Consider the following 26,011-nt stretch of genomic DNA (forward strand, 5'->3'; position numbering starts at 1 on the left):
ATGTTTTTTGAATTATTTTACTTTTTTACACGACGATTTTTTAGGTTTCCGTTCTGCTTCCATCCAGAACTGTAATTCCTTTTTTTGAACCGGATGAATTGTTCCTGTCTTTTTCGGGTATCGAGTGGATAGGAACTACTTGCAATATACGAGGAATTGAACGGGTTGCGATCTGCTTTAAACAAGAAGCTGCTTCATCCTTTCCGCGTGCATCTACGGACGATCGACTGTCCGAATTGCAGACAACACTTAAAGGAGAGAATGAAATGGGACATGACCACGGGCACGACCATGCACACACTGGAAACAAACGTGTATTATTGATTGCTTTTTCCATCATCACACTATTTATGATCGTTGAAGTGATTGGCGGATACTTGACGAATAGTTTGGCACTTCTCGCTGACGCCGGACATATGTTAAGTGACTCGGCGTCACTCGCGATTTCGCTCGTCGCGTTTAAGCTCGGGGAACGGGCAGCGAGCGGCAGTAAGACATTCGGTTACAGACGTTTCGAAATCCTGGCTGCCGTCATCAACGGTGTCGCTTTAATCGCGATTTCGCTCTATATCTTTTATGAAGCGATTCGTCGTTTTACAGAGCCGACGTCGATTGCCTCGACAGGGATGCTGATCGTCAGTGTCATCGGTCTTCTCGTCAATCTGCTTGTCGCTTGGATCATGCTACGCGGGGGCGACGTCAAAGAAAACCTGAACATGAAAGGTGCCTATCTCCATGTCTTGAGTGACACACTCGGCTCGATTGGTGCGATTGCAGCAGCCTTGCTCATCATGTTTTTCGGTTGGAACTGGGCCGATCCGCTCGCAAGTATCATCGTAGCGCTGCTCGTCTTACGAAGTGGTTACTTCGTGACGAAATCAGCTGTCAATATTTTGATGGAAGGTGTCCCTGAGAACGTCAATCTCGAAGAAATCACCGCGACGATTCAAGGGACAGAGGGTGTCAACGACGTCCATGACTTACATGTCTGGGCGATCACGAGTGGATTGAATGCCCTGTCGTGTCACGTCGTCACGGACGGGGACATGTCGATTGCTGAAGGGGAGGCGTTACTTCAGGAAATCAAGCATAAGCTTGAAGATCAACATATCCATCATGCGACGATACAAATCGAGACTGCGAATCACGAGCATAGTGATGCCTTACTTTGTGAACTCGAGGGGCGTGCCGCACCTCATTCGCATCACCATTAATTAAATGGATCAACATCATGCATCGTTCACGACAGCTGTCCTTTTGTTTTAAAGGAGTTGATTAAATAATGGATCATCATTATTCGCCAAGTGAATTTAAAGATAAGATGTATGCCGATTTAAAAGTAACACCGAGCGACTCCGTTATTCTCATGTGTTCAATCTTCATTGCCTCAATCGGTCTGAACATGAACTCCATTCCAATCATCATCGGCGCGATGCTCGTCTCGCCGTTGATGACCCCTATTTTAGGTGTCGGATTTGCATTATCCGTATCCGATTTAACACTCCTCAAACGTGCGACGAAATTATTGATTGTCCAAGTGTCCGTCAGTCTGATTGTGGCAACGTTATACTTTTCCATTTCACCCATCACGTATGCAAGTAATGAGATCATTGCAAGAACGTCACCGACGATTTGGGATGTCGTGATTGCGTTTGCCGGCGGGACGGCAGGCATCATCGGTGCGCGAAAAAAAGTCAGCAATAACATCGTCCCCGGTGTCGCGATTGCGACCGCTTTAATGCCGCCTCTTTGTACGGTCGGCTATTCGATTGCGACGATGAATTTGGACTATTTTTTAGGGTCGAGTTATTTATTCGTCATCAATTGCGGCTTCATCACGATTGCGACGTTCATCGGTATTCGGTTCATGGGCATCGCTTCTGCAGTGAATGCTAATAAACGTCAAAACCCTCGCATTAACATTGCACTTGCCGTCCTGTCCATCCTGATTACGATCCCCAGTATTTTTTCTGCCGTGACGTTAGTCCAGGAAAGTGTCATCAGTACCGGGATCACGTCGTTAATCGATGAGCAGTTCGCAGAAAACGTGGTGATTGACCAGTCCTATGATGAACAAAAAGAACAATTGACGGTGACGGTCACCGGGAAACGCCTGTCTCAAGAAGAGGTGACGGCAATCGAATCGAGCTTACCGGACTATGGATTAGCGGATACAGACTTGGTGATCAATCAGGTCCCGGACATCAACGCCTTGACGGGCGAACAAGCAGCAGCCGTCCTGAACCGTTATCTCGAAGAACGGTTGCGTCAATCCAACTGGTTCAGCAACCGGTCATTCAATCTTGATGAACTTCCATTCCAATTAAAGGACTGATTCGATGATTGCCTTTTTCATATTGATGCGAAACATGTTTCATGTCGTCCGAATCCTGTTTCGCCAAGAAGAACAGAAAGCGGTCATGTTTTCCGTCGTCTTCTTACTTGCGGTCGGAATGTTCTTCTATCATAGCGTCGAAAAATTGACGTATCTCGATTCCGTCTACTTAGCGGTCATGACATTGACGACGGTCGGCTATGGTGACGTTCATCCGATCACGCCACTCGGAAAAATCTTTTCGATAGTCTACGTGTTGCTTGGCATCGGGGTCCTCAGTGCCGTCATTGCCAACTTCAATCGGGCGTTAAAAGAATTTCATCAAACGAAACGGAAGCCGAAATGAGGTCTAAAGGAGGAGGGGAATGATGTGAAGTTCAATCTGGTTTTTATCTTCTACAGTTGCTTACTCGGGATTCTCGTCGGTGTAGTCGCGTCACTTTTTTTAGGCGTCGTCAACGCATTGATTCATCTTGTGTGGACGACATTACCGGAAACGTTTGACAGCACCTGGTACCCGATTTGGATGGGAGCGACGGGTGGGGTGTTGATTGGACTGTTTCAGAAATACATCGGGGATTATCCGAAGACGATGCACGAAACGTTACGTGAATTTCAGGAAACCGGACGGGTTAAGTATGAAGGGGCGATTATCAAAAACAGTAGCGCGGCATTACTTGTCTTAACGTTCGGGGCAAGTCTTGGTCCGGAAGCGGCACTCGTCAGTATTTTGGGAGGATTGATGACGTGGATCGGCGACCGGATGACGTGGACGATTCATAAAAAGGAACAATTGCTTGAACTCGGGATCGGGGCGATGTTAGCGACGATATTTTATGCACCGTTCGTCGGTGTCAGTGAAGCGATCGAAGAGGGAATCGCAGAACGTCGTTTTCAATCAAAATTGACGAAAGCCCTCTTGTACGGGATTACGACAGCGTGCGGGATTTTAGCGTTTACGTTGTTGAACCGCCTCTTCCCGAGTGCTTCCGTATTCGGTATCAGTACCCCCGAAGTCAATTGGACGCGGGAAGTCTTTTACTTCTTAGTCCCGGCAATCCTCATCGGGGCAGGTTTCGGAGCGGTGTTTCTTCTTCTTGGTCGATGGACGGACCAGCTTGCAATCAAATATCCATCACCGCTCGGACTCGCAATCAGCGCCGGACTCGCCATCGGTTTGTTTGGTATCTGGTCACCGTATTTTTTATTTTCCGGTGAACATGAACTATTAGACTTTTCAAAAGAAGCGCTCGATCAATCCATTCTCTTTTTAGTCTTGCTTGCGCTCGGAAAAGCTTTGCTGACGAATATCTGTTTTTCATTCGGATGGCGGGGCGGGAAAATCTTTCCGGCGATTTTCTCAAGTACCTCCATCGGCTTCGCGTTTGCCGTCTTGTTTCCGTATACACCCGGGTTACTCGTCGCCGTCGCCGTTGCTGCGAGCTGTACCGTCATTTTGAAACAACCTTTCGTCACGGCGACGTTGTTATTATTTTTGTTCCCACTTCAATTCTTCCCGTTCATCTTATTCGTCGCAATCTTGATTAAACAAATCTCGATTCGAATCGAAGGAAGTATCAAGTAAACGTCAGACGAGTCATGCGGTCCTTGATTTCTTCAATCAATCTCTTTTCCTGCTCCAGCAACGAATCACGAGCACAGAAAGCACGACGAACACGACCATCCAGGAGACGTGTTTCATGGCAAATGTGGCAACGAGATCCCAGCGTTCCTTTAGATAGTAACCGCTCGTCATGAAAAGCAAGGACCAGACCGTAAAGGACAGTGCCGTTGAAAGTAAAAATGTCGTCAAGCGAATCCGGACCGTCCCGGCACCAAACGCAAAAACCGTTTTCCAGAGCGGGGACAAGAGCAGGTACCAGCCACCATACTGGTGTAAGTTGTGTTCGGCGCGTTGCAAACGGTCCGGACGTACGTGCAGCCACTTCGTCAGCACATGCAGCATCCGTTCACCGCCGAAGTAGCCGAGACCATACAAAACGAGTTGCGACAGGACGAATCCGATGACGCCCGTCGCAAGCATCAAAACGTAGGAGAGCTGATTCGTCGCCACTAAAAAGCCGGCATAACTCATGATCAGTTCGGTCGGGATAAAGTGGGCGAACAGGGCGAGAAAGACACCGAGATACCCATAATGGTCCATCCAGATTTGCCAGTTTGTCATGTCATTTCTCCTTTCGAAGTCGTGTAGCGGCAGCCCGCACCAGAAGTTTACCGAATCGTTACACGCCCTTCATAAATGAAACGGTCGACATCTCCGATAGACTCGACGAGGAGATGATACGCCATGAGACCTAGAAAAAGAAAACCATTGCTGAGTGAACAATTGAACGGGTGGTTAATTCCGTTAGTCGGAATCGGCTTACTGACGATTAGTTTACTGAGCGTCTATGAAGTATATCAGACATCGACGAAGTCAGTGACGGAACGGCTCGAACGGGAGTTGACGATGCTCGATACAAGCGTCAAAGCGATTGCGCTGACCTATCCGGAAGCGAATAAAGCGCGGGAACAAGCGGTGAAACGGACGAAAAATCAACAGTTGGCGGATCTTGCGCAAGATGATTATGAAGCTGCGTTCGAAACGTTCCGTACGAAAGATCAGGTTTTCCCGGCAATTGCATTAACGAACACCGAGCAAACCACCGTCCGGCGCGACTTAAACACGAAAACCGTCACGACGGTAACACATGGAGACCGGTTCATCCTGGCAAAAGCGATTCAGGAACTCGATACGATCGTCTTCTTATCGGTCGACCGGGATCAACTGATCGGTCCGGCCAAGGCACTGGCATTCGAACTCGGGACCTTAAGCCTCGCGGTCCTATTTTTCGTCAGTCTGCTAATCCGCTTCCGGATTAAACAACAGCTGGCCCCGTTATCCGTCCTCTCGCTGAAGATTGAAGAGGCCCACGCGAAACGGAACTATCGGCCGCTTTCCCTTAAGACCACCACGTTTGAAGTCGAACAGTTAGTGTTCCAGTACAATCAATTGATGAACCAAATCACAAGCTTGACGGATGAACTGGGCAACACGAGTAACCAGCTCAAACAGATGCAACCGGAATTCATGAGCCAGCTATCGGCAACCGAGGAGTCGGTGACGGCGATCTCAGAAGTCGCCACTTCCTTGACCACCCATTCACGGGAAGTGGAATCTGTCGTCGAAGAAACGGATCAACTCCTGCACACCTCCTCGTTAGCGTTAGAACGGATGAATCAATCACTACAAGAGAGTCAACGGACGCTCGTCCAGTTCCAGTCGGAGATCGTACAGGAAGAAACCATTCTTGATGCGTTGAAAATCAGAACGCAGACGTTACATACGTCGTCCGACGTCGTCTTGCGGTCACTACACAGCACACGTGAGAAAAATGATTCGATGAACCACTCCATTCAGCAGATTCAACGCGTCGCTGAGGCGACACGACGGTTATCGCTTAATGCCTTGATAGAAGCCTCGCGCGCCGGTGAAGCGGGGCGTGGTTTCGCAATCGTCGCAAAAGAAGTCGAACTGCTATCGCTTGACGTGACGCACTTGATTCGGAGCATCAATCAAGCCAACGACGAATTGACAGCGAGTGTCACGACGATGGAAGGCGATTTAAGCCAGATGACGACCCACATCAATGACACGTTCCAACAGTTAGGTCAAGCGACGGACGGGATGACCCAGCTATTTTCCGGTTCATCTCGGATTGAAGAAGCATTACGACACGTCGAGCTGGAACGCCATGCGGTCAATACGGTGAATCCAGCAGTCGCCTCGCACCTCAAGACCATCCAGCACACCTTACTGACGTTACAAACGTACGGCAAGACGCTGGGTGATCAAATGAATGTGAACATCGCGCGGCAGGAACAGTTAAAACGTCATGGAGATACGATGCATCAACAGGTCCAACTCCTTGAACGAGCGATTGATGCAAGTGACCACACCTTGACTAGACGGTAAACAAAAAACCAAGACACACTCCAACGTAAGCACGGAGTAACTCTTGGTTTATCTCTGTTTCACGTCACAGCGTCAAGCAGCCGCGAAAGCCACGACTCGCATAATAGGAATCCGCTCCATTGTGATAAACGAATACCGTATCATACCGGCGATCGCAATAAAGCGCACCACCTTGGTCACGAATCGATGATGGCGTTGCAACCCAACTCGACGTTTTGAGGTCCATTGGTTCGAGTGCTTGCAGCATTCGGTATTGCGCTTCTGTCAATAAGCTGACCCCCATCTCCGTTGCCTGTTCGAGCGCACTCGTCGCAGGTGAATTTTTTTTACGCTTCTCGCGGGCAGCCTGGTCATAACAGCAACTGCGGCGACCCGTCGGACTTTCCTTGACGCAATCAAAAAAGGTTAAGTCATCGGGTGCGTCCGGGTCCGTGACGAGATCCGGTTCACCACCGGTCTGTTCCATTCGTTTGATAACCGCTAACGCATCAGGCTGTTGCTGTAAGCGTCTTTCGACATTAGCCCAGTCGACATTCGGGTGCCGGTGCATCTGTTCCTTGAAGCGGGTTTCGAGTTGTTTCAGTACTGTCTGTTCTTCTTCCGTTGCAGTCATGGGGAGTACCTCCATTCTTCATCTATTCGTTACAGTCAGTATACCCACTTTCACTGTAAAATATGAAAAATCCGTGTTTCCTGTCACTTCGGAAGGAAACACGGATTTGATTAACAGGTCTCGCATCATTGCTCCAAATAGCGGTAGAGCGTACTTTTGCTAATCCCCGTTTCCTGACGGATTTCAGCGAGGTTGTACTGTTTGCTTTGATACATTTCGATTGCCCGTTTGACATTGGCATCTGCTTTACGCGGGCGGCCCGTCTGTTTCCCGTCCGCCTTCGCTTTCGTCAACCCTTGGCGTGTCGTCATACTGACGACATCGCTTTGGAGGGCGACAAGATGTTCGACGAGTTCTCGAAACGAGTGCGTGAGCGGTTCGCGGGTATCGATTTGTTCCCGGATCGTCACGAGGTATGCTTGCTTTTGTTCGATTTGTTCAAGCAATTCAATCAAATGGCGCGATGAGTCAGCCAAGACATAAAGTTGCGAGACGACAACCACATCCCCCGTCGCCAGTGAAGCGATTAACTGTTCGAGCGCTTCCCGTCGTTTGGACGAAGCGTGTTCTTCGATGACTTGGCGTTCGGGTTTGAAGGCTTGAACGGCTTCCATTTGAAGGATACATTCCGGATCTTCATAAAACGGACGCATATAACTGATAATCATAAAATTCTCCTCACATCGTACACTAGTCGTAAAATCAATCGTCCCAAAACAGTTCCATTATGATACTTTAAGTGGTACGCTTAACGGACATTCAACGAAACCACCCATTCGGGTCACCCTTAGTATACGGGAAACCCTGTAGGGGTGAAAGGAAAGGTGGAACGAAATTGATGAATTTGACACTCCGGGAACAGTGGTTCTCAAACATCCGCGGTGATATTTTAGCGGGAATCGTCGTCGCCCTCGCATTGATTCCGGAAGCGATCGCCTTCTCGATCATTGCCGGTGTCGATCCGATGGTTGGCTTGTATGCCTCGTTCTGTATCGCCGTCATCATCGCTTTCGTCGGCGGACGTCCGGGAATGATATCGGCAGCGACCGGTGCGATGGCACTCCTGATGGTCCCGCTCGTCAAGGAACACGGACTGGATTATCTATTAGCGGCAACGATTTTAACCGGTGTCATTCAACTCGTATTCGGTATCTTGAAGGTTGCCCGCTTCATGCGGTTCATCCCGAGAGCCGTCATGATTGGTTTCGTCAACGCACTGGCAATCTTGATTTTTATGGCACAAGTCCCGCACTTCGTCGGGATTTCAACGTTGACGTATGTCATTGTCGGCATCACACTCGCCATCATCTATTTGTTGCCGCGCTTGTTCAACGCGGTTCCGGCACCACTCGTTGCCATCATCGTCTTGACGGGACTGACGATTTACTTCGGCTTCGACTTACGGACGGTCGGAGATCTTGGAACGATCGAGCGGTCATTGCCATCGTTCTTCTTACCGGACGTTCCGTTCACATTCGAGACGCTCGGCATCATCTTCCCGTACGCACTCGCCTTGTCGATCGTCGGATTGCTCGAATCGTTGCTGACAGCAACGATTGTCGACGACATGACGGGGACGGAGAGCGAAAAGAACCGCGAAGCACGGGGGCAAGGGATCGCGAACTTCGTCACCGGTTTTTTCGGAGGGATGGCTGGATGTGCGATGATCGGACAATCCGTCATCAACGTTAAATCCGGGGGACGTGGTCGACTTTCGACGCTCGTCGCGGGACTGTTCTTAATGTTCTTAATCATCGTCCTTGGCAACTGGGTCATTCAAATTCCGATGCCGGTTCTTGTCGGGATTATGATCATGGTTTCAATCGGAACATTTGATTGGTCGTCCTTCACCTATATCCGAAAGGCGCCGAAAGCCGATGCAATCGTTATGTTGACGACGGTCATCACGGTCGTCGCAACACATGATTTATCAATCGGAGTCATTACTGGAGTCATCTTGAGCGCCTTGTTCTTTGTCGCGAAAGTCTCAAAAATCAACGTCGTCAAACGACAGGAGAAGGATCAGACGATTTATACCGTCCAGGGACCACTCTTCTTCGCTTCCGTCGATCACTTCATCGCATCTTTTGATTATGAGGTCCACGATACTGCGATCATCATCGATTTCTCATCGACACAAATCTGGGATGATTCAGGAGTCGGTGCCATCGACAAGGTAATGTTACGCTTGATGTCGAATCAGAATAGTATCACGATCCTTGGATTGAATCCGGAAAGTAAACGTCTCGTCGATCGCTTGGCGATTCATAACCGACCGGATTCGAAGTCCTCACCCCATTAACCTGAAGGAGTGATTTGTATGTACAATCATATTCTATTAGCCGTCGACGGTTCTGACCATTCTGTCCGTGCAGCGGAAGAGGCGATTAAACTCGCACGCTTGAACGAATCGAGCAAGATTGAGGTCGTCTTCGTCGCAGACTTCGCGAAAGCACGCGAAGAAGTCTTGCATTCGGAGGGGAGCGGGGCGCTAGAAGTCGCACGGCGACGAAAGCTCGGACCGGTCGAAGAAAAGCTCGAAGCGGCAGGGGTGTCCTATTACGTTACAATCCTCCGCGGGGAACCGGGGCCGGCCATTGTCGAGCATGCGAATCAGCAGCCGACGGATATGACGATCATCGGTAGCCGCGGGTTGAACTCGCTTCAGGAAATGGTCCTCGGCAGCGTCAGCCATAAAGTCGCGAAACGCGTTAAAAGCCCCGTCATGATCGTCAAATGACCGGACGAGGGGATATGCTCTAAACAAAAAACAGACCACTTTGTTGCCGTTGCACACAAAGTGGTCTGTTTTTTGATTTTAAAGGCGCATGCCCGGAGACAGTTTGACGACGCGGTAAAGTATGAAGGCACCGACCAACAGGATCGGATACGTCGTCTCGATGTGTTTGACGAATACAATGAGAATCGGGACGGCAATCAATAGGCCGAGCAGGACATAACTGATTTTGAGTAATCTGCGCTCTTGTTGCCGCAACACGGGGAACCAACCTTCAAACAGCAGCAAAAGCAGTTGTCCGCCGTCGAGCATGATCAGCGGAAGACAGTTCGTCAATCCGAGAAAGAGACTCGTCGCAGCGAGTAACTGAAGCAGGACCGTCACGGTGTAAGGACCGTCCGGCAAAAGAGACGGCAGACTATCAAACAGGAAGTGAACCGGATACGTGACCCACGGTGTTATCAGGTGATACCACCCGGCCACTAGAGATTGTGCCGGATTCATGATTTGCAGGACCGAGAGACAAGCAAGCGGGACGAGGACGATGCTCATGATTAGTCCCGAAGCGACAAAGACGATCCGTCAGCCGGTAAGACATAACCTCCGAGTAACAGCAAACAAAGCTGGTAGGTGACTCCACGGTATGTCGCCCGCGCGAGAACGGGACCGAACCCAACTGACAGGGTGCGGACCTGTATCCGGACGAGCTTGGCACCTGCGACGTGTCCGAGTTCATGGAGGAGCGTCGCCAGCAAAAAAGTCCCCAATAATACGAAATACGACATGATCTGCTCCTTTTAACGCGTTAATTGTTCTTAAAAGATGAGACGAAACTTCGGACGAACGTCGATTTCGATGGTTTGGACGACTTCGTCTTGTTCCAAGGTCAGTAAAATCCGTGCAGCCTCCCGGTCGTCTTGAATGATTTCAAATGACGAAAGTGCCTCTAAGTACATACTCGACAGCAGTCGACCGTCGGAACGCTGATTGACTTGAAGGAAAAACTGACCGCTTGCCGGTGTCAGACGAACGATGAACTGTTCGACGGCATTTTGAAAGCGGTACGTCGATTCGTCGTAATAGAAGAGTGGAACCGGTTCACCCGGGTTTACTGAAAATAAGGACAACAGATCTAGTTCTTTAGGAAACGACTTCACGAAAATCCACTCTTTTGGTAAAATGAACTGACTTTCATATCATACAGTATTTTACAAAAGAGGGTACAGTGAAATTGGAAGCAATCGTAACAAAGGAGGACAACACGTGGGATACATAACAGAATTAAGAAAATTCATCGGCAGCCGGCCGATCATCAGCGTCGGTGCGACAATCCTCGTCATCAATGAACAAGGACAACTTTTGTTCCAACACCGTTCCGATACAAACGATTGGGGATTACCGGGCGGCTCGATGGAACTCGGGGAAACATTAGAAGAAGTCGCAATCCGGGAATTATATGAAGAAACGGGACTTGTGACGGACAAGGTCAAACTCATTGGTGTCTTTTCCGGACCACGCTACCAGTTCACATATCCGAACGCAGACGAGACGGATAGTGTGATCAACCTGTTCCACGCGCACGAAGTCACGGGGACATTACAAATCAATGATGACGAAAGTTTTGACTTGGCATACTTCAGTCAAGATGCGCTCCCGGAAAAAATCGAAAAACGGGCACATGCCTTACTGGAGGAGTTAGGTACCACGATTTGGGCATTACGTAACTCCTTTGAAGTAAAGAATTAAACCAAGCATGACAGAAAAAGCGCCCGACGTCCTTTTGAACAGGACATCGGGCGTTATCTGTTACTTCGAGACAACTGAAATGCGCTCTTTATCATGGCGATTGTGTTCGACCTCATCCGCAATGGCGACGGCATAATCGGCGTAACTGATGTAACTGTCACCTGCTGCATTAACGGTCAAGACGTCTGAAGCGAGTTGGTACGTTCCTGTCCGTTCACCTTCCGGATCGAAGAAGGCTGCCGGACTGACGAACGTCCAATGTAAGTCGGTTGTCTTTTCCAAATCAATCAGGTTAAGCGTCTGACTTTTCGCCGTCGGAAGGTATGCTTCCGGGAAATCCGGTGTATCTGCCAAACGTGTCGTTTGTTCCTGGTCGACGAACAGGCTGCCGGCGCCACCGACGACGATTAAACGCGTTGCCGTTCCGGACAATGCCTCCATCAAATGGCGACCGAGTTCGACGTGCTGCAGTTCATCTCCAGGCGCCGCGCCAAAGGCATTGATGACGACATCGAATCCCGACAGGTCGTCCTTCGTCAATGCAAACGCGTCTTTTTCGAGGACAGCATCGTGCGTCGTCCGGGTTACATTTCGGACAATGGCCGTCAAGGCATGACCTCTTTCTGCTAATTCTTTTAAAATGGTTCGTCCTGCTTTCCCACTTGCACCGATGATCGCAACTTTCATCTCACATCTCCTCCTTTTAAGTTTATGTAGCATGATACTTGTAATCATTTTAGTTACAAAAATTTATTCTGTCAAGGAAATTGACAAAAAAACATCCCCTCACTAAACTGAAGATATTGGTGGTGAAAACAATGATCAATAGTCGACTAGCGGTCGCAGTGCATATACTCGCTTTAATCAGTTCAAGTGAAGAACAACCGATGTCTTCCGAAATCATTGCCGGGAGTGTCAATACGAACCCTGTCGTCATCCGTCGCCTGACCGGTCTCCTGCGAAAAGCAGGACTGCTCAAGACACAGGCGGGACGGACCGGTGCAATCCTGACACTAAAGCCGGAAGACATCACATTGCTGATGGTCTATCGTGCTGTTGAGCCGAAAGAAGACTTATTCATGATGCATGAGTCCCCGAATCCGAATTGTCCGATCGGCCGCGAGATTCAAGGCGCGCTCGAGACGACGTTCAGCCGGGCTCAACAGGCGTTAGAAGCAGAACTCGCAGCAGAAACGTTAGCTGATGTCGTCCATCGTCTCATTCCGAGATGATGGTGGTCGTGTCTAGATTTGTAAACGGATTCAAAGGAGGATAAACGATGCGCTTAGTCAGTTACTCTGCTGTGAGTGTCCTTTTATCGTTTTTATGTTTTACGGGTTATGCGCTGTTAAACAACTTAGAAAATGAATTTCTTTATCAATTTGGAACGTTTGCCGTGACACTTTTTTCATTTTTGTTCGGGATTCCCATGTTATGGATTGCCGGGCGGTACCCTTTACCGTTACGTCTCCTGATTTATCTGACGACGTTGACCTTCGCCATTCTCTTGTTTATCGGTGGTTATCAAGCGTTTGGTCAATCATCCATCGATATCCAACTGAACGTGCTCGGAATCGTTCGCTTTGCCGTCATCGCCTGTCTGTTTTATGTGATTCCGTATGAAGTCTGTGCAAAACGGGTTAAACGTCCCTCTGTCTCGACGTAAAACGATCTTTTTTTAAAGGTCGTTTTTGTTTTGCAGGAATTTCCAAATACATCACGAATTCCATTCAGGACAAGATGAATTTAAGGAGGAAATCAGATGAAGGATACATTTCAGTGTCAGGCGATCGGTAAATCATTTTCAGGGGACGGTATCGAAACGAAGGCACTTGACGCCGTCAATCTGACGCTCGACGCAGGTGATTTCATCTCAATCATCGGACCGTCTGGATCAGGGAAATCGACGTTACTCAGTCTAATCGGGACACTTGATCGACCGACGACAGGGCAGTTATTGTATGGCGACCGCCCGATCAATCAGTTGAAGAGCAAAGAACTGTCTGATTTCCGGTTCGAGAACGTCGGATTTATCTTCCAACAGTTTCATTTGATTCCGACGTTGACGGCACTTGAAAATGTGATGGCTCCATTGTTCGGACGAAAAGTTTCATATGATAAGAAGGAGCGGGCACTTGCCTTACTCGACCAAGTCGGTCTTGCAGAAAAAGCCAGCTCGTTGCCGTCCCAGCTTTCCGGGGGACAACAGCAACGTGTCGCCGTCGCCCGGGCACTCGTCCATGAGCCGAAGTGGCTCCTCGCGGATGAACCGACGGGGAACCTCGATACGGAAACCGGGGAAATCATCTTTCAACTTTTAAAACGGTTGAACGCTGAAAAAGGATGTGGCGTCTTATTTGTCACCCATGACCCGGAGCTTGCTGACCGCGCCAATCGAAAAATCGAGATGAAGGACGGACTCGTCATCGCGGACTCGCGACTCGTCACGGTCTGACGGAGCACCGATTTTGTTTTCGGACGGCTGACCCTTTACACTTATCAGTAAAGGAGGCGACGCACGATGCGACTTGGCATACTCGATCAAGTCCCGCTCCACGAAGGGGATACGATCGAACACACGATGATGCGAACAAAACGACTCGTCGAAGCAGCAGAACAGCTTGGTTATGAGCGCTACTGGTTCGCCGAACACCATAATACGAATGGTTTACTTAGCGCGGCGCCTGAATTATTCATTGCCCGGATGGGGAGTGAGACAAAAACGATTAAGCTCGGGACAGGCGGCGTCCTGTTGCCGCAGTACCGCCCATTAAAAGTCGCGGAAAACTTTTCGACGCTCGAAGCCTTTTATCCGGGACGGATCGAACTCGGAATCGGCAGTTCACCAGGCGGGAGCGAGCGGACACGAAGTGCCTTGACGGACGGGGAAGCGAATAAGTATTCTGAGTTCCCACGCTTGATGGATGAATTGTCCGGTTTTTTAACTGATTCGTTGTCCGCAAAGCATCCGTTTCGGATCGTCAAGTCGACGCCGCGCCTCACGCAAACGGCTCCCCTCTATTTGCTCGGTCTGTCACCGAACAGTGCAAGGCTCGCGGCAGAGCGGGGGATGGGGCTTGTCTTCGGTCATTTCATCAATCCGGACCGCTGGGAAGAGACATTACGGACATACCGCGAGCAGTTCATTCCGAGTGCGCAGTTCAAGGAGCCGACGGTCATCGTCTGTGTGTTTGCGATCTGTGCCGAAACGACAACAGAAGCAGAACAGTTGGCGACGACACAAGATGCTTGGATTCAAGGGATCCGGCTCGGAAACTCGATCGTCCCGTCGTTTGATACCGTCGGGACGAAGGACTGGAACCCGGAACAATTAAAACGGATCCAACATGACCGGCGCCGGACTATCGTCGGGACGGCGACGGAAGTCGAAGCAGCACTCGAACAGTTGGCAACCCGGTACGGGACGAATCAATTTTTGTTAATCAACAATGCTTACGACCAAGACAAACGGCTCGAATCGTACCGGTTGATCGCCGAACAGATGATACAGCACTAAAAAACGGCCGACGATGTGTCGGCCGTTCTTGTATACTCCTTATTTTTGTGATGTCGGACGGATCAGGATTTCATTGATCGAAACATCATCCGGTTCACTGACCGCATAGTTGATTGCCCGAGCAATCGCGTCGGCATCAATCGCCTGCATGTTGCCGATTCCTTGTTTGATGTCTTCATCCGTGATGTGGTCTTTTAACTCCGTATCGACGGCTCCCGGTGAAATGATTGTCGCGCGAATGTTATTGTCGACTGATTCTTCCTTCCGGAGACCTTCCGTAATCGCACGAACGGCAAACTTCGTTCCGCTGTAGACAGCGCTTGACGGCATGACTTCGTGACCTGCGACGGACGAGATGTTGATGATATGCCCTGATTTTTGTTTTCGCATGTACGGAAGGACAGCCCCGATTCCGTAAAGAACCCCTTTGATGTTGACGTCAACCATCGTATCCCATTCATCCTGCTTGTTTTTATGGAGTTGCGACAACGGCATCAGACCGGCATTGTTGACGAGGACGTCGACTGATCCGTACGTCTCCTGTGCCAGTTTCGCGAGTTGTTCGAGTTGCTCCGTCTTTGTCACGTCCGTCACTTGATAGACCGCTTGACCACCGAGCTGCTCGATTTCTTCTTTTAATGCTTGCAACCGCTCTTCACGACGTGCTGCGAGGACAAGTTTTGCACCATTCTTCGCAAGTAACTTCGCTGTGGCTTCCCCGATACCACTTGATGCACCTGTAATGATGACGACTTTGTTTTCAGCCATGATTGATAACCTCCTGTAGTAGTTGCTTCACTGATTTATGCTCACTGTTGAGTTATTGCCTGTTTTGCTGCAGGACAAACCTTCGGATGACACTTATGAAAAAAGGAGCTGGTTCGTATGAAACGACGGACGATTCGTTTAATCGTCATCTTACTTGTGATTGGATTGATTTTCATCATCGAACCATTCCGAAATCAACCGCCGCTTCCTGACGTGTCGGTCGGAAACCAAACGATCCCGACGCAGCAAGGGTCCTATTGCTGGCATGGTCTCATACGGGGACAATGTGTCGACTATATCTACACGAACCCGCTCGAAATGACAGAAAAATTGAAGCCGACCGTGGTCCGACCGGAGTCACCGATTACGATTGCCTTTCATGACGGCCCTGCGCCGGACGATTTAAAAATCGAACAGTGGCAAGATGCAGGGACAATACAGACGGTTCCGCTGCAAGGCGAACAACTCAAAGCACCTGATGCGCGCGGAATCTATGTGTATCATGTCCTTGCTGATTGGGAGCAAGGGGACGGGAACTCGGCTTTCGTGATTGAAGTGAAATGACACGTCGAAACGGGTAAAGACGAGTAAGGTCGTCGTGTTTAAGCAGAGAGGATGAAAAAACATGAGACTCGAAAACAAAGTGGCCATCGTGACCGGGGCGGCGTCCGGAATGGGCAGAGCGGTTTGCAGCAGAAGGAGCACGTGTCATCGTGTCTGACATTCAGCTGGACGGGGCAAACGCAGTAGTCGCGGCGATTGAAGCAGCCGGTGGGACGGCGACCGCCATCAAAACGGATGTCACGTCTGCTGAAGCGATCAAACAACTGTTTGACGAGACGTTAACGGCTTACGGACAACTTGATATCCTTGTCAACAATGCCGGAATCATGGACGGGATGGAAGGGGTCGACGAGCTGACCGATGAACGCTGGGACCGCGTCCTCGCCATCAATACGACGGCCGTCATGCGGACGATACGGCTCGCGATTCCCTTATTTCGTGCACAAGGTTCCGGAAACATCATCAACAACATCTCAATCGGTGGACTAAACGGAGCACGTGCCGGTGCTGCGTACGCCGCCTCCAAACACGCTGTCGTCGGTCTGACGAAAAACACGGCGTTCATGTATGCACAAGAAGGGATTCGCTGTAACGGAATCGCGCCCGGTGCCGTCGAGACGAACATCGGACAATCGATGACGAACATCAGTGAGTTCGGGATGGGACGGACGATGCTCGGGATGGGCTTGAACCCCAGAACCGGACAACCTGACGAAATCGCACAGCTCGCTTTGTTTCTTGCATCAGACGACGCGAGTTTCATCAATGGGGCAATCGTCGTTGCAGACGGGGGATGGAGTGCCTATTAGGCCGATAAGACGTGAGCATATACTATAATAGGGCAATAGGCTGTAGCGTAATCAAGATGACGGACATCCCCGTCATCTTTTAATTTGTCCGAAAGCAAATAACGCTTGTTCAGTCCGATTTTTTAATAAAATACATAAGAAAAACGAATCTCACTGTTAACGATCAACAGTAAAAATCCGTTCGCGGACAGTCGTTGTTTTCAATTGTTTCCGGGCATCAATCGAGTCACGGATATGTATAATGTATTGTCGTCCTTTCCGATACCCTGAGCGAGGCGGTTTAATCCGCAACTCTTTCCCATCGATGACAACGAGTTCATTTTGCATCCGTTCCCCCGTCGAATCCGTGACGGTAACGGTTCGGTTCGAAACTTGATCAGCGCGGAGTCCATGTGAAAATTCAATATCGAATGTATGATACGTCGAAATCGAACGTGTCCGTGATTTGAAGTGCGGGTCGTCTGTTCGTGCTTCAAGGGAACAGTAACACCCTGTGAAGACTAAACAAACAGTCAGGATAATGGAAAATAACGGTTTCAAAACAAGGCTCCTTTCGTCATTTACTTCATTTTAATACAAAATATGGTAGTATTCAATCCGTCTCAGGACGGAATACTAAATTTTTTCTTCAAGGAAGGTGGAGTGGGGTGGTATACTCGAAGGCGAGAGAAAGGCAGTGAGAGTGTATGACAGAAAGCATGAGAGAAATTATCGTCTCCATCCGGACAAGTTATGATTTTAAAGCAGACCAGGGACGTGCCGTCCGTGTCGTCGAGTTTCATGGGCGCCGCACGACGACGATCGACACCATCAAACAATCGACACCAAAGCGGATGATTCTGCTCGAGATGGTTCGTGCCGTCAACTCATTCAAAGAACCATTCCATATCATTTTTAATGTCGAATGTAATTTCGGCTTTAAATATTTGAATGATGAACGCAAGTGGGAGAACCGTGATCTTGGTGATACGTTTAACGAAGCGATCAAACAAGGTGGACACACGTTCGAACTACGTGACAGTTCATTTTACGAAGGCGGAAAAGACCTGCAAAAATGGTTACTCAACATCTTAAAGAAAGCAGACTGAGTCGGTCTGAAGGGGGGTTCTATCGTTACCGATAGGATTCCTTTTTCTTTAGGACTCCCATGACTTACTAATATGTGGTAAATTTGTTGGAAGAAACATTTGTTTACGAGGAGGAACACCCTTGAATCGCGTATTGCGTCAGTTGAGCCCTGTCGTCGTCAGCTCCTCAATTCTCTATTTAATCGCCTCGAGCCTCGTCCTGAGCGGCTATTTCCGAACCGTCGTTACCCATCCATTCAGTTGGTTGTTTTACACGGGGATCTTGTTGTCGGCATGTTCGATCGTACCACTCAGTCAGGTGCGGCACGTGTATACCGGCATCCTGCAAATCGTGTTAGTGTGTCTGCTGCTTACGATGACCGGACTCATGACGGTGATGTATGGACTGGAAATCATCTTGAACTGACTTAAAACTTACATGAAGAGGTGTCTACATATGAACAAAGAAGATCACCAACTTGCGAGAAAACTTTTAACGACCTACTTAACCGGAACCCAGCTCTCGACGATTCACTTGGCGAGTTTCGTCAGCCTGGATTTCATTAATCTCTACGATGCGATGAACCCGGAAATTTCGTTACGGATTGAAACCGATCGCCTCTATTACGGGGACGTCGAATCGTCAAAAGACTGGGTCGTCCGTCATATGACGAAAGAAGAGATGTTGCATCTGATTGTGACTTTACATACAGAACGGATTACCGGTGTACGCATCGGAAAAACGATTCCGCACCTTTTTCTGACGTTCAGTTCCGGGAAGACACTCGTCGTCAACGGCTCGGACACGTATTACGAATCCTGGACGGTCGATTTACGGTTGAACGCCGAAGCGACGGCCTCAATCGTCGCTGTACCGGGAGATGAACTGGCCGTTTTCTCCAGTGATAATGCCTTATTCCAAGATCAAGATCGAGTCATGGATTGATATGAATCCAGAAATTCTTACACTTACGAATGAACTGGTGGCTGAACGATTCCCTGAATCCTTAGCTGCAATGATTGCCGGCAGTCATGTCCGCGGACGGGCGACAACAACGTCTGACATCGACCTGATTGTCCTCATGCCAACAGGATCACGCACCTACCGGGAGTCGTTTCTGTATGAAGGACACCCCGTCGAAGCATTCATTTATACGGAAGCGACGATTGCCGACTTTTTCGAAGCGGATCGCGCACGTCGTCGTCCGTCGCTGCAACGGATGGTCGCGGAAGCGGTGCCGGTCCGGGTGCATCCACTCGTCGACCGGTTGAAAGCGGAAGCGTCGCGCCAATTGCTTGCCGGACCAACGCGATGGACGGTTGAACAATTAAATCAGAATCGCTATTTTTTGACGGATCTGCTCGATGACTTCATCGGGGTAGAGGACCGGACGGAAGGACTCGCCATCGCAACACGTCTTTTCGATCAAGCAGCTGCCTTTCACTTAACGGCATCCGGACGCTGGCTCGGTCAAGGAAAATGGTTGCCGCGTGAACTCGCCGCCCTCAGTCAAGCAGATGCTGACCGATTCACGGATGCTTTCGAACGTTATTTCCGTCATGATGAGAAACAACCGGTCATTCAGTTGATCGAGACGTGGCTAACACAACATGGCGGACGACACTTTGATGGATTTTCCATCGGGAAATAGGACCTGCTCTTGTTGCGACGAGCGGGTCTTTGTTATGCTAAAGAACTAGACGAAACCATCAACCGGTCGTTCCAATTGTCGCGTACATAAGGAGAGAATTGTATGAAGAAACAATTTATATGGCTCATCAGTAGTTTCCTTGTCGGGATTGGTTGTTTCTTATTTTTACAACACGACAACCATTCCGCCGCGTTCCATGATCCGGCCCCTGAGTTAACACCGCAGGCGGTCGTCGCCGGTTTCAACAAAAATGCGACCATTCAGCTTACGACGAAAGAGGTCTACTGGACCGAAGCATTGAGTGACACGCAAGCGGTCGCTTATGCAGAGACGAAGACGACGCGCTACTTAATTGTCTTACGGCGTAAAGAGGCAACGTACGCCGTCACCCACGTCACACGCCGCACCGTACACGACGGACAAGAGTGGGCGGAAGCGGATGTCATCGATACGGACGCCGGCCGTTTCCTGATTGTCGTCGGTGAAAATCACCATCGCCTGATTGATCATTTGACGATTGCGCCTTATAAGGTCTCGTTGACGAACGGCGCAGAAGAGACCCGTGCCATCGAAGCGATGACGCGTACATTTGACGTCGCAACGAAGGAGCGGTTCCATACAGTGCAAAAGCTCCCACAAGCTTTTCCGAAATCACTGTTCTTTGATCTCCACGCGGTCGACGCCTCAGGCGCAGAACGGTTCCGCTTCCTGTCGAACAGCATCGACTGAAGCATCAAGAGTGGGCACTCGTCTTCTCGTTCGGTATACTAGTTGCAGTGAACAAGGGAGGAATCGGTATGTGGATCGTAATGAATCAACTACGCGTCGTCAAAGGGAAGTCCAATCAAGTTGCGGCGCGCTTTAAGACGACAAAAGGGATTGAACAGATGGAAGGATTCATCCGGATGCAAGTGCTCGTCGATATTAGTCAGGACGAACACGATGTCGTGACGATCATGACGACATGGGGAAAACAAGCAGATTTCCACGCCTGGCAAGCGAGCCAAGCATATAAAGGCGTCCACAAAAAACGAGACGCTGGGACTTCTGAAGTCAAACCGCTCGTCCTCTCGAATGCCGTGACGGAATATGCCGTCGTCGCCGATCATCCGCATCTCTAAAAAATGCCTGACACCCGTTCTTCGGATGTCAGGCATTTCAGCGTGTAGACAAACTAGATGGAAGGTCACTTGAATGTGATCTCCCATCTTTTTTTGCTCTCTCTTTCCTCCCTAATCGTCTTCCTGTGGCAAACATCGCGCCGCTTCGCTTCGCTGCAGAGTCGCTCCTGTTTGCTTTCCACTAGGAAGCGATTAGATCGGAAATCGAGGCTTTTTTAGCTTTATTTCATATTATAAAGTAAAAGAAATATACCACGAAGGAGGGTTTCCCATGTTGGGAAAACAAAATCAACCCCATCGTTCTGAAAACATCACGGTCACACTCGAACAATTGGTTCCTGCGGACCACTTGGTCCGCAAGGTCGATCAGGTGATGGACTTTCAATTCATCTATCCATTTGTATCATGAGTGTGTTCCTGTATCTTCTACAAAAATATGTAAAGCCACTGAAGACGATTTTATCTTCAAATCCCTTGATGGTCTTTGCGGCAATAGGAAGAAAAAACCGTTCATTTTAGTCAATCTTTCGTTTTTAAATAAAACATAAAAAAAGTGGTGTTTTCGAAATCGAGAACATCACTTTTTTATTAGAAGGAAACAAGAAAAGAAAGTCATTAATATTTAAGGTTTTATAAACAACAAAATCAATTATGAATCAGTATAAAACTTATTTATTTTATTTGAAACGCTATACATCGTGTTGTTCAAAATGTTCAATCACTCGATGGAAATAAATATTCACCTGACAAAAGTAAGATAAAAGGCTTAATTTTTAAAAGGTGGACAGTAAATCTATTTGATATAAGTAAAACTATCTGTAACTCTCAAAAGCTCTTGAGAGAAAATTAAAGGATTTAAGCACTACACAATTTGTTAAATCCGAAATGTAAGTCAATATTTTCAAGTTGTAATTTTAATTGATAAATATTAGTTTTTTTATTTTTTTATAAAATAATTATGTTCAAATTAATGTTTTATTGAAAAATAAATTTTAAATATTTTCATAAAGGAAATTTAAGTAATAAAATCCTTTAAAATGATAAAATAAATTTCTTAATGTAAAATAATATAAGTAAAATATGTGATATATTTTCATGGAATTACCAATATAATTTCTAGAAGGAAAAAGAACTATGAAAGTACAAAAGAAATTAGTAAACACAGGAATGGCTTTAGCACTAGGACTTGGTGTTCTAGGAACATCATCAGTTGCATTGGCTTCTAATGATAACATTGGATACATAATTACTTTAAAATCCAATTATGGTAATGCTTATAATGGCAAATGATACCGTCAAACGGAAAATACAGCTAACAAGTGGAAAGTAAACATGAGTTACACTTCTGAAGGAACAGGAAAAATCGCTACATACTGGTTAGATAAATCAGGAACTCAAGTTTCCAACACAGTTGATGTTCAACAAGGCGGGGGTAGTTATTATCGATCTGCTAAACAAACAGCGAGTAAATCGTATGTTTGTTTAGCAGCAGAAAATAATAACTATACTTCTAACACTTATACTGTAAGCGGTTATTGGGACGAAGAAACTGATTTATTCATTTTTTAAAGTGAAAGAAGGGACGATGGTTTTATGATTAAAAGTCAGTTGTTGAATCTTTATAAAAATCGTATGAGTAGAATCTTATTCTTGATCATTGTATGCATTCCAATGGTTGAAATCTTTTTATTGACGAGACAACAACAGTTGTCGGATGAAGTTTATCAGCCTGTATTTGCTTCTTTTTTAACTGGGTCAAGTATTGGTCATGCACCTCAAATTATTTTATTATGGTTTTTGCCTATTTACTTACTGTTATTAGGTGGAGACAATGCAATTCAAGACTATAAAACAGGATATCGAAAAATACTGATTAGTAAAATCGGTCGAAAAGCTTACTTTGCTCAAAAATTATTTATTTCTTTTGTAACTTCTTTCTGTACGATTTTGACTTCTTTAATGCTGAATTTGGTGTTAGTACATATTGTTTTTTGGGGTGGCACATTATCGGGCGGTAAAACTGAACTCAAGTTTGATGACAATCCGCTGTTTAATTTTAGTATCGCTAACCCATTAACCACAGCTCTTTTATACATAATTTTCTTTTCACTTATTGCAGGATTAGTAGGAATGCTTGGAACGAGTATTAGTTTGTTTTTCTTGGATAAAAAAATAGCATACGCTGCAACATTCTTTGTCTGGTTCTTACTCGTTTTAAAGAAAGACTCTATCTTATTGTTGCTTCAACCCTTTACTGAGTATGGATTTGCTGACTTGACGAATATCTTTTTCCTGTCTTTATTAGTTTTATGTCTGTTCCCGCTGACTATTTATGTGTATGGAGTAAAATTCAATGAAGACTAAAAAAATCAGTGCATTAGTGGGTGTGGTCCTGTTTTTAATCTTTATTTGGAATACTCAAACGAAGGCTAGTTTAAGTAACCCCTATTTAAAGACAGGTGACCTTACATATGACGATATCTTATTAATTGCCAACAACAGTGCTTTCGGATTTAGTTCGATCCAAGCATATTCCTTATTCTATGTAGCACCGTTTTTGATATTACTGAATAGTTTCTTTTCGCGAGAAGCTAAATGGTCTATTACACGGTTCAAGTCTCGTCAACAATACTTCTTCCTAAGAGTTAGACAGATTTTGCTCACTGCGTTTCTCTTTTCACTTACGCACTCCGTGATCAATTTAGGAATGTCCTATCAACATTTTCCGAGTGAAGTCTTAGAAAGTAATCATTTTTTGAAGATTGTCTTTTTAAACACGATCAGTCTTTTCTTATTCTATAGCTTCGTGGGGATTCTGTATGAATTGGTAAAAGATCTTGTAAATTCCTCGACCAAGTCCTTCTTCATCGTAGTCTTTACTATTGGTCTGCTTTTCTTTATGGAAAAATTATTGTTAAGTCAAATATGGGGTCCGCTAAAAGATTTATCAATGTACAACAAAATGCTTGAGGGAGAATGGGGCGTCTTAGATATTGCGCTTATCTTTATCCGACAATTTTTCTTTGCTGCATTTGCCTCTAGTCTCGGTCTTGCTGCCTTTGTTAGAAAGGATATGTACAAATAATGATAAAAAACAAACGTTTATTTGTATTAGTACTTCTTTCGATTATTGTTCAAATGATCTTCTTAAAGTTTTCGAGCTTAGAGATGTCCCGATTTCCTTTCTTGGATGGGGTACCATTGACATCGAGTAGAATGTTGACGTACCAGTACTTACTCTATTGGTACTTCCCGGTAATCGTCATGAGTTTCTATTTTTCAGGAAACCTAAGAGAAGCAATTCGATTTAAAGGAATCCCCTATATTACTAGAAGATATAGCAAGAATATGTTCATGATGAAGCAATTCCTGTCCATGTTCTTGTCTTTAGTATTCTTTATCTCTTTTCAATTTCTTATATTTCGATTGTTTAAAGTCAATACTTATGATTTATCGGTCGATACATATACGTATATGATGGTAATCTATGTTGGCAGCTTAGTCGTAATGTTTTCGATACAAATGTACATGGAGCTTTTGTTTAAATCGGAAATCGCTCAGCTCATCGTAAGCATTTATATTCTTGTTCCAACCTTACTGAGCGCCGAGTTTCAAAAGACAGCTATGCTTTCAAACTATTTCTTTTTATCGAACTATGCAATGGGGTTGCGCAACGGTTTAAATGACTGGGATTTCCTCTCGAGTAACATCGTCAATAGTTCATATGGAATGATTGGTATCATGTTACTAGAAATTTTATTGGTATGGCTGTCAATTCAACGATTTAAAAAATTAGACATAATGTAGGTGAAGATAATGATTAAAGTAGAGAATGTAAGTAAAGAGATAAAAAGAAAAGCTGTCTTGAAAGACATCACTGTTGAATTTTTACCAGGTCAAATTTATGGCGTATTTGGAAGAAACGGCTCGGGTAAAACGATGTTACTCCGATCTATTGCCGGATTAATCGTACCTACTGCCGGCACAGTAAAGATTAACGACGAAGTACTTCATGAGGAAATATCGTTTCCACCAAGTTTAGGCATCATTATTGAAAACATGGAACTGTTACCACAGTATGATGCAATGACAAATTTAAAAATTCTCGCGAAAATTAGAAAAGTAGCGACCGAACAAGATATGATTGAGGCAATCGAAGCAGTAGGTTTAGATCCGACATCAAAGTTGAAGGTGAAGAAGTATTCTTTAGGAATGAAACAAAGATTGAACATTGCACAAGCAATTTTTGAAAAGCCGGACATTATCTTGTTAGATGAACCGACCAATGCTATCGATCAGAGTGGTGTCAACTTGATTCAAGAGTTATTGGTTCGTGAAAAGCAAAGAGGCGCAACTATTCTCGTGTCGAGTCATCAAAAAGAAGACATCGAAAAAATATGTGACCACGTAATTTATATGGATGAAGGACGTATTGTAGTCGACCAGGGACGAATCGTAAATGAATAAGAATAAGAAAGTGATATTTGTACTACTAATGTGCGTGTGTATCGCCTCTATTACGTATCCATATGTATCTAACTTTTTCACACATAAAGAGCAAGATGCACTGCAGCAAGTTACTTTAAAGTCTGGTGAGTATAAAGTCGGAGAAGATTTTCCCGAAGGTCAATACGATATTCAATCTACTAGTGATGACGCCATGTTTATGCAGAAAAAAATGAGCAACAATGACAAGTGGATGGGAATTTCATTTAGTGACGGTGAGTCAATTCCTTTGAAGGGAACCTTTATACTTACACCCTCTAAGCGGAAGCCTTTAAAAACTGACGATACGGGAAAATATGAAATCTCGAATTCTGGCTACTATGAAATTGGCAATCAGATACCTGCAGGTAAGTATATGCTTACATATGAATCACAAAGTAGCATGATTGAAAAGCCACTGATACAAATCTTATCTAAAAAACGTAGTATACTTAAAGGGTACTCATTTGAGGGAGCTAAACAATATACAATCGAGTTAAAAAAAGAAGAAATTCTAGAAATCCATAAGTCACTGTTCAAAGAGAATAATGCAGGTGTCATTTTAAATCCAATGTGAGGGTAAAACGAAAAATTTTCAAATTACTCAAAAAGAAACGTTAA

Annotated in this window: 35 protein-coding genes and 2 pseudogenes; 28 read left to right on the top strand and 9 right to left on the bottom strand. The window is 46.5% G+C overall.

Annotated elements, in window-relative coordinates; translation table 11 throughout:
- Positions 1-266 precede the first annotated feature (266 nt).
- From KNP99_RS02380 to KNP99_RS02395, 4 genes are all read left to right on the top strand, one after another.
- Entirely contained in the window at positions 267-1,214 is a 948-nt protein-coding gene (locus KNP99_RS02380; RefSeq protein ID WP_088837128.1) for a cation diffusion facilitator family transporter, read from the top strand.
- Between the two features lie 68 nt (positions 1,215-1,282).
- Entirely contained in the window at positions 1,283-2,335 is a 1,053-nt protein-coding gene (locus KNP99_RS02385) for a DUF389 domain-containing protein (RefSeq protein ID WP_251133036.1), read from the top strand.
- Positions 2,336-2,339: 4 nt separating this feature from the next.
- Positions 2,340-2,681, top strand: a complete 342-nt coding sequence (locus tag KNP99_RS02390) for a potassium channel family protein (protein ID WP_214845708.1) — start codon at positions 2,340-2,342, stop codon at positions 2,679-2,681.
- Between the two features lie 24 nt (positions 2,682-2,705).
- Positions 2,706-3,920, top strand: a complete 1,215-nt coding sequence (locus KNP99_RS02395) for a chloride channel protein (RefSeq protein WP_214845709.1) — start codon at positions 2,706-2,708, stop codon at positions 3,918-3,920.
- 36 nt (positions 3,921-3,956) lie between these two features.
- Here KNP99_RS02395 and KNP99_RS02400 read toward each other — a convergent pair whose 3' ends face one another.
- Complete coding sequence (locus KNP99_RS02400; protein WP_214845711.1) at positions 3,957-4,520, bottom strand: DedA family protein; 564 nt, start codon at positions 4,518-4,520, stop codon at positions 3,957-3,959.
- 123 nt (positions 4,521-4,643) lie between these two features.
- Here KNP99_RS02400 and KNP99_RS02405 point away from each other — a divergent pair, with 123 nt between their 5' ends.
- Entirely contained in the window at positions 4,644-6,311 is a 1,668-nt protein-coding gene (locus KNP99_RS02405; protein ID WP_214845713.1) for a methyl-accepting chemotaxis protein, read from the top strand.
- A gap of 64 nt (positions 6,312-6,375) precedes the next feature.
- Here the strand turns inward: KNP99_RS02405 and KNP99_RS02410 are convergent, their stop codons facing one another.
- Together KNP99_RS02410 and KNP99_RS02415 are read right to left on the bottom strand one after the other, a co-directional pair.
- The gene (locus tag KNP99_RS02410; RefSeq protein ID WP_088837134.1) at positions 6,376-6,924 is read right to left on the bottom strand and encodes a DUF4256 domain-containing protein; all 549 of its coding nucleotides are present in this window, start codon (positions 6,922-6,924) and stop codon (positions 6,376-6,378) included.
- Between the two features lie 125 nt (positions 6,925-7,049).
- Positions 7,050-7,592 (bottom strand): recombinase family protein, encoded by a 543-nt coding sequence (locus KNP99_RS02415; protein WP_088837135.1) that lies wholly within the window; start codon positions 7,590-7,592, stop codon positions 7,050-7,052.
- A gap of 170 nt (positions 7,593-7,762) precedes the next feature.
- Here KNP99_RS02415 and KNP99_RS02420 point away from each other — a divergent pair, with 170 nt between their 5' ends.
- Both KNP99_RS02420 and KNP99_RS02425 read left to right on the top strand, forming a co-directional pair.
- On the top strand, positions 7,763-9,226 hold the full coding sequence (locus KNP99_RS02420) for a SulP family inorganic anion transporter (protein ID WP_214769116.1): 1,464 nt from the start codon (positions 7,763-7,765) through the stop codon (positions 9,224-9,226).
- Positions 9,227-9,244: 18 nt separating this feature from the next.
- Positions 9,245-9,664: a universal stress protein gene (locus KNP99_RS02425; protein WP_029330103.1), complete on the top strand. Its 420-nt coding sequence runs from the start codon at positions 9,245-9,247 to the stop codon at positions 9,662-9,664.
- Positions 9,665-9,742: 78 nt separating this feature from the next.
- On the opposite strand, the gene KNP99_RS02430 is transcribed toward KNP99_RS02425, so the two are convergent.
- The 3 genes from KNP99_RS02430 to KNP99_RS02440 are packed head-to-tail and all read right to left on the bottom strand — an operon-like array spanning position 9,743 to position 10,818.
- Positions 9,743-10,213, bottom strand: a complete 471-nt coding sequence (locus tag KNP99_RS02430; RefSeq protein ID WP_214845715.1) for a site-2 protease family protein — start codon at positions 10,211-10,213, stop codon at positions 9,743-9,745.
- A gap of 2 nt (positions 10,214-10,215) precedes the next feature.
- Positions 10,216-10,446, bottom strand: coding sequence for a site-2 protease family protein (locus KNP99_RS02435; RefSeq protein ID WP_214845717.1), 231 nt, complete (start codon positions 10,444-10,446; stop codon positions 10,216-10,218).
- Positions 10,447-10,476: 30 nt separating this feature from the next.
- A complete protein-coding gene (locus KNP99_RS02440; RefSeq protein ID WP_214845718.1) occupies positions 10,477-10,818 on the bottom strand; it encodes a hypothetical protein in 342 nt (113 codons plus the stop codon).
- Positions 10,819-10,924: 106 nt separating this feature from the next.
- Between KNP99_RS02440 and KNP99_RS02445 the strand changes: the two genes are divergently transcribed.
- Complete coding sequence (locus KNP99_RS02445) at positions 10,925-11,407, top strand: NUDIX hydrolase (protein WP_214845721.1); 483 nt, start codon at positions 10,925-10,927, stop codon at positions 11,405-11,407.
- Positions 11,408-11,467: 60 nt separating this feature from the next.
- On the opposite strand, the gene KNP99_RS02450 is transcribed toward KNP99_RS02445, so the two are convergent.
- On the bottom strand, positions 11,468-12,094 hold the full coding sequence (locus KNP99_RS02450) for an NAD(P)-dependent oxidoreductase (protein WP_214801695.1): 627 nt from the start codon (positions 12,092-12,094) through the stop codon (positions 11,468-11,470).
- Positions 12,095-12,225: 131 nt separating this feature from the next.
- Here KNP99_RS02450 and KNP99_RS02455 point away from each other — a divergent pair, with 131 nt between their 5' ends.
- The 4 genes from KNP99_RS02455 to KNP99_RS02470 all read left to right on the top strand — a co-directional run bounded on the left by KNP99_RS02455 (position 12,226) and on the right by KNP99_RS02470 (position 14,924).
- Positions 12,226-12,639, top strand: a complete 414-nt coding sequence (locus KNP99_RS02455) for an Rrf2 family transcriptional regulator (protein ID WP_088837142.1) — start codon at positions 12,226-12,228, stop codon at positions 12,637-12,639.
- 47 nt (positions 12,640-12,686) lie between these two features.
- A complete protein-coding gene (locus KNP99_RS02460) occupies positions 12,687-13,073 on the top strand; it encodes a hypothetical protein (protein ID WP_088837143.1) in 387 nt (128 codons plus the stop codon).
- A 96-nt stretch (positions 13,074-13,169) separates the two neighbouring features.
- Positions 13,170-13,862, top strand: a complete 693-nt coding sequence (locus KNP99_RS02465) for an ABC transporter ATP-binding protein (RefSeq protein WP_214845723.1) — start codon at positions 13,170-13,172, stop codon at positions 13,860-13,862.
- Positions 13,863-13,928: 66 nt separating this feature from the next.
- On the top strand, positions 13,929-14,924 hold the full coding sequence (locus tag KNP99_RS02470) for an LLM class flavin-dependent oxidoreductase (protein ID WP_214804576.1): 996 nt from the start codon (positions 13,929-13,931) through the stop codon (positions 14,922-14,924).
- 39 nt (positions 14,925-14,963) lie between these two features.
- Here the strand turns inward: KNP99_RS02470 and KNP99_RS02475 are convergent, their stop codons facing one another.
- Positions 14,964-15,692, bottom strand: coding sequence for an SDR family oxidoreductase (locus KNP99_RS02475; protein ID WP_214804574.1), 729 nt, complete (start codon positions 15,690-15,692; stop codon positions 14,964-14,966).
- Positions 15,693-15,809: 117 nt separating this feature from the next.
- On the opposite strand from KNP99_RS02475, the gene KNP99_RS02480 reads away from it, so the two are divergent.
- Together KNP99_RS02480 and KNP99_RS02485 are read left to right on the top strand one after the other, a co-directional pair.
- Positions 15,810-16,256: a hypothetical protein gene (locus tag KNP99_RS02480; RefSeq protein WP_214804572.1), complete on the top strand. Its 447-nt coding sequence runs from the start codon at positions 15,810-15,812 to the stop codon at positions 16,254-16,256.
- Between the two features lie 61 nt (positions 16,257-16,317).
- Positions 16,318-17,065 (top strand): annotated as a pseudogene (locus KNP99_RS02485) (SDR family oxidoreductase).
- Between the two features lie 156 nt (positions 17,066-17,221).
- On the opposite strand, the gene KNP99_RS02490 reads toward KNP99_RS02485, so the two are convergent.
- Entirely contained in the window at positions 17,222-17,605 is a 384-nt protein-coding gene (locus KNP99_RS02490) for a hypothetical protein (protein ID WP_029330159.1), read from the bottom strand.
- Positions 17,606-17,763: 158 nt separating this feature from the next.
- Here KNP99_RS02490 and KNP99_RS02495 point away from each other — a divergent pair, with 158 nt between their 5' ends.
- The 14 genes and pseudogenes from KNP99_RS02495 to KNP99_RS02555 all read left to right on the top strand — a co-directional run bounded on the left by KNP99_RS02495 (position 17,764) and on the right by KNP99_RS02555 (position 25,967).
- Positions 17,764-18,153 (top strand): hypothetical protein, encoded by a 390-nt coding sequence (locus KNP99_RS02495; protein WP_235195149.1) that lies wholly within the window; start codon positions 17,764-17,766, stop codon positions 18,151-18,153.
- Positions 18,154-18,274: 121 nt separating this feature from the next.
- Positions 18,275-18,559, top strand: coding sequence for a hypothetical protein (locus KNP99_RS02500; RefSeq protein ID WP_214766103.1), 285 nt, complete (start codon positions 18,275-18,277; stop codon positions 18,557-18,559).
- Between the two features lie 30 nt (positions 18,560-18,589).
- Positions 18,590-19,078, top strand: a complete 489-nt coding sequence (locus KNP99_RS02505; RefSeq protein WP_214766105.1) for a hypothetical protein — start codon at positions 18,590-18,592, stop codon at positions 19,076-19,078.
- 1 nt (position 19,079) lies between these two features.
- Positions 19,080-19,784 (top strand): nucleotidyltransferase domain-containing protein, encoded by a 705-nt coding sequence (locus KNP99_RS02510; RefSeq protein WP_214766107.1) that lies wholly within the window; start codon positions 19,080-19,082, stop codon positions 19,782-19,784.
- A 102-nt stretch (positions 19,785-19,886) separates the two neighbouring features.
- The gene (locus KNP99_RS02515; protein WP_215193015.1) at positions 19,887-20,513 is read left to right on the top strand and encodes a hypothetical protein; all 627 of its coding nucleotides are present in this window, start codon (positions 19,887-19,889) and stop codon (positions 20,511-20,513) included.
- Positions 20,514-20,581: 68 nt separating this feature from the next.
- Positions 20,582-20,905, top strand: a complete 324-nt coding sequence (locus KNP99_RS02520) for an antibiotic biosynthesis monooxygenase (protein ID WP_214766111.1) — start codon at positions 20,582-20,584, stop codon at positions 20,903-20,905.
- A 271-nt stretch (positions 20,906-21,176) separates the two neighbouring features.
- Positions 21,177-21,314, top strand: a complete 138-nt coding sequence (locus KNP99_RS02525; protein WP_214766113.1) for a hypothetical protein — start codon at positions 21,177-21,179, stop codon at positions 21,312-21,314.
- A gap of 725 nt (positions 21,315-22,039) precedes the next feature.
- Positions 22,040-22,195: a DUF2712 domain-containing protein gene (locus tag KNP99_RS15275; RefSeq protein WP_251131965.1), complete on the top strand. Its 156-nt coding sequence runs from the start codon at positions 22,040-22,042 to the stop codon at positions 22,193-22,195.
- Positions 22,196-22,207: 12 nt separating this feature from the next.
- A pseudogene (locus KNP99_RS15280) lies at positions 22,208-22,474 on the top strand (DUF2712 domain-containing protein); the annotation flags it as partial.
- Positions 22,475-22,498: 24 nt separating this feature from the next.
- Positions 22,499-23,269 (top strand): hypothetical protein, encoded by a 771-nt coding sequence (locus KNP99_RS02535; RefSeq protein ID WP_214766115.1) that lies wholly within the window; start codon positions 22,499-22,501, stop codon positions 23,267-23,269.
- The gene (locus KNP99_RS02540) at positions 23,259-23,990 is read left to right on the top strand and encodes a WxPxxD family membrane protein (RefSeq protein ID WP_214766117.1); all 732 of its coding nucleotides are present in this window, start codon (positions 23,259-23,261) and stop codon (positions 23,988-23,990) included. Before KNP99_RS02535 ends, KNP99_RS02540 begins: the two co-directional genes overlap by 11 nt.
- Positions 23,990-24,712, top strand: coding sequence for a DUF2705 family protein (locus KNP99_RS15480; protein ID WP_214766119.1), 723 nt, complete (start codon positions 23,990-23,992; stop codon positions 24,710-24,712). Before KNP99_RS02540 ends, KNP99_RS15480 begins: the two co-directional genes overlap by 1 nt.
- A 9-nt stretch (positions 24,713-24,721) precedes the next feature.
- Positions 24,722-25,372 (top strand): ABC transporter ATP-binding protein, encoded by a 651-nt coding sequence (locus KNP99_RS02550; RefSeq protein WP_214766121.1) that lies wholly within the window; start codon positions 24,722-24,724, stop codon positions 25,370-25,372.
- On the top strand, positions 25,365-25,967 hold the full coding sequence (locus tag KNP99_RS02555) for a hypothetical protein (protein WP_214766123.1): 603 nt from the start codon (positions 25,365-25,367) through the stop codon (positions 25,965-25,967). The genes KNP99_RS02550 and KNP99_RS02555 overlap by 8 nt, the downstream gene beginning before the upstream one ends.
- Positions 25,968-26,011: the final 44 nt, after the last annotated feature.

This window comes from Exiguobacterium sp. s95 (assembly GCF_018618655.1).
GTDB lineage: Bacteria > Bacillota > Bacilli > Exiguobacteriales > Exiguobacteriaceae > Exiguobacterium_A > Exiguobacterium_A oxidotolerans.

Coding starts and splice junctions, on each gene's coding strand:
- KNP99_RS02450 (WP_214801695.1), bottom strand. CDS start 12,094: ATGAAAGTTGCGATCATCGGTGCAAGTGGGAAAGCAGGACGAACCATT.
- KNP99_RS02405 (WP_214845713.1), top strand. CDS start 4,644: ATGAGACCTAGAAAAAGAAAACCATTGCTGAGTGAACAATTGAACGGG.
- KNP99_RS15275 (WP_251131965.1), top strand. CDS start 22,040: ATGAAAGTACAAAAGAAATTAGTAAACACAGGAATGGCTTTAGCACTA.
- KNP99_RS02385 (WP_251133036.1), top strand. CDS start 1,283: ATGGATCATCATTATTCGCCAAGTGAATTTAAAGATAAGATGTATGCC.
- KNP99_RS02415 (WP_088837135.1), bottom strand. CDS start 7,592: ATGATTATCAGTTATATGCGTCCGTTTTATGAAGATCCGGAATGTATC.
- KNP99_RS02455 (WP_088837142.1), top strand. CDS start 12,226: ATGATCAATAGTCGACTAGCGGTCGCAGTGCATATACTCGCTTTAATC.
- KNP99_RS02420 (WP_214769116.1), top strand. CDS start 7,763: ATGAATTTGACACTCCGGGAACAGTGGTTCTCAAACATCCGCGGTGAT.
- KNP99_RS02555 (WP_214766123.1), top strand. CDS start 25,365: ATGAATAAGAATAAGAAAGTGATATTTGTACTACTAATGTGCGTGTGT.
- KNP99_RS02540 (WP_214766117.1), top strand. CDS start 23,259: ATGAAGACTAAAAAAATCAGTGCATTAGTGGGTGTGGTCCTGTTTTTA.
- KNP99_RS02520 (WP_214766111.1), top strand. CDS start 20,582: ATGTGGATCGTAATGAATCAACTACGCGTCGTCAAAGGGAAGTCCAAT.
- KNP99_RS02515 (WP_215193015.1), top strand. CDS start 19,887: ATGAAGAAACAATTTATATGGCTCATCAGTAGTTTCCTTGTCGGGATT.
- KNP99_RS02425 (WP_029330103.1), top strand. CDS start 9,245: ATGTACAATCATATTCTATTAGCCGTCGACGGTTCTGACCATTCTGTC.
- KNP99_RS02460 (WP_088837143.1), top strand. CDS start 12,687: ATGCGCTTAGTCAGTTACTCTGCTGTGAGTGTCCTTTTATCGTTTTTA.
- KNP99_RS02505 (WP_214766105.1), top strand. CDS start 18,590: ATGAACAAAGAAGATCACCAACTTGCGAGAAAACTTTTAACGACCTAC.
- KNP99_RS02495 (WP_235195149.1), top strand. CDS start 17,764: ATGAGAGAAATTATCGTCTCCATCCGGACAAGTTATGATTTTAAAGCA.
- KNP99_RS02550 (WP_214766121.1), top strand. CDS start 24,722: ATGATTAAAGTAGAGAATGTAAGTAAAGAGATAAAAAGAAAAGCTGTC.
- KNP99_RS02380 (WP_088837128.1), top strand. CDS start 267: ATGGGACATGACCACGGGCACGACCATGCACACACTGGAAACAAACGT.
- KNP99_RS02410 (WP_088837134.1), bottom strand. CDS start 6,924: ATGACTGCAACGGAAGAAGAACAGACAGTACTGAAACAACTCGAAACC.
- KNP99_RS02430 (WP_214845715.1), bottom strand. CDS start 10,213: ATGAGCATCGTCCTCGTCCCGCTTGCTTGTCTCTCGGTCCTGCAAATC.
- KNP99_RS02535 (WP_214766115.1), top strand. CDS start 22,499: ATGATTAAAAGTCAGTTGTTGAATCTTTATAAAAATCGTATGAGTAGA.
- KNP99_RS15480 (WP_214766119.1), top strand. CDS start 23,990: ATGATAAAAAACAAACGTTTATTTGTATTAGTACTTCTTTCGATTATT.
- KNP99_RS02400 (WP_214845711.1), bottom strand. CDS start 4,520: ATGACAAACTGGCAAATCTGGATGGACCATTATGGGTATCTCGGTGTC.
- KNP99_RS02470 (WP_214804576.1), top strand. CDS start 13,929: ATGCGACTTGGCATACTCGATCAAGTCCCGCTCCACGAAGGGGATACG.
- KNP99_RS02435 (WP_214845717.1), bottom strand. CDS start 10,446: ATGTCGTATTTCGTATTATTGGGGACTTTTTTGCTGGCGACGCTCCTC.
- KNP99_RS02390 (WP_214845708.1), top strand. CDS start 2,340: ATGATTGCCTTTTTCATATTGATGCGAAACATGTTTCATGTCGTCCGA.
- KNP99_RS02480 (WP_214804572.1), top strand. CDS start 15,810: ATGAAACGACGGACGATTCGTTTAATCGTCATCTTACTTGTGATTGGA.
- KNP99_RS02465 (WP_214845723.1), top strand. CDS start 13,170: ATGAAGGATACATTTCAGTGTCAGGCGATCGGTAAATCATTTTCAGGG.
- KNP99_RS02525 (WP_214766113.1), top strand. CDS start 21,177: ATGTTGGGAAAACAAAATCAACCCCATCGTTCTGAAAACATCACGGTC.
- KNP99_RS02475 (WP_214804574.1), bottom strand. CDS start 15,692: ATGGCTGAAAACAAAGTCGTCATCATTACAGGTGCATCAAGTGGTATC.
- KNP99_RS02510 (WP_214766107.1), top strand. CDS start 19,080: ATGAATCCAGAAATTCTTACACTTACGAATGAACTGGTGGCTGAACGA.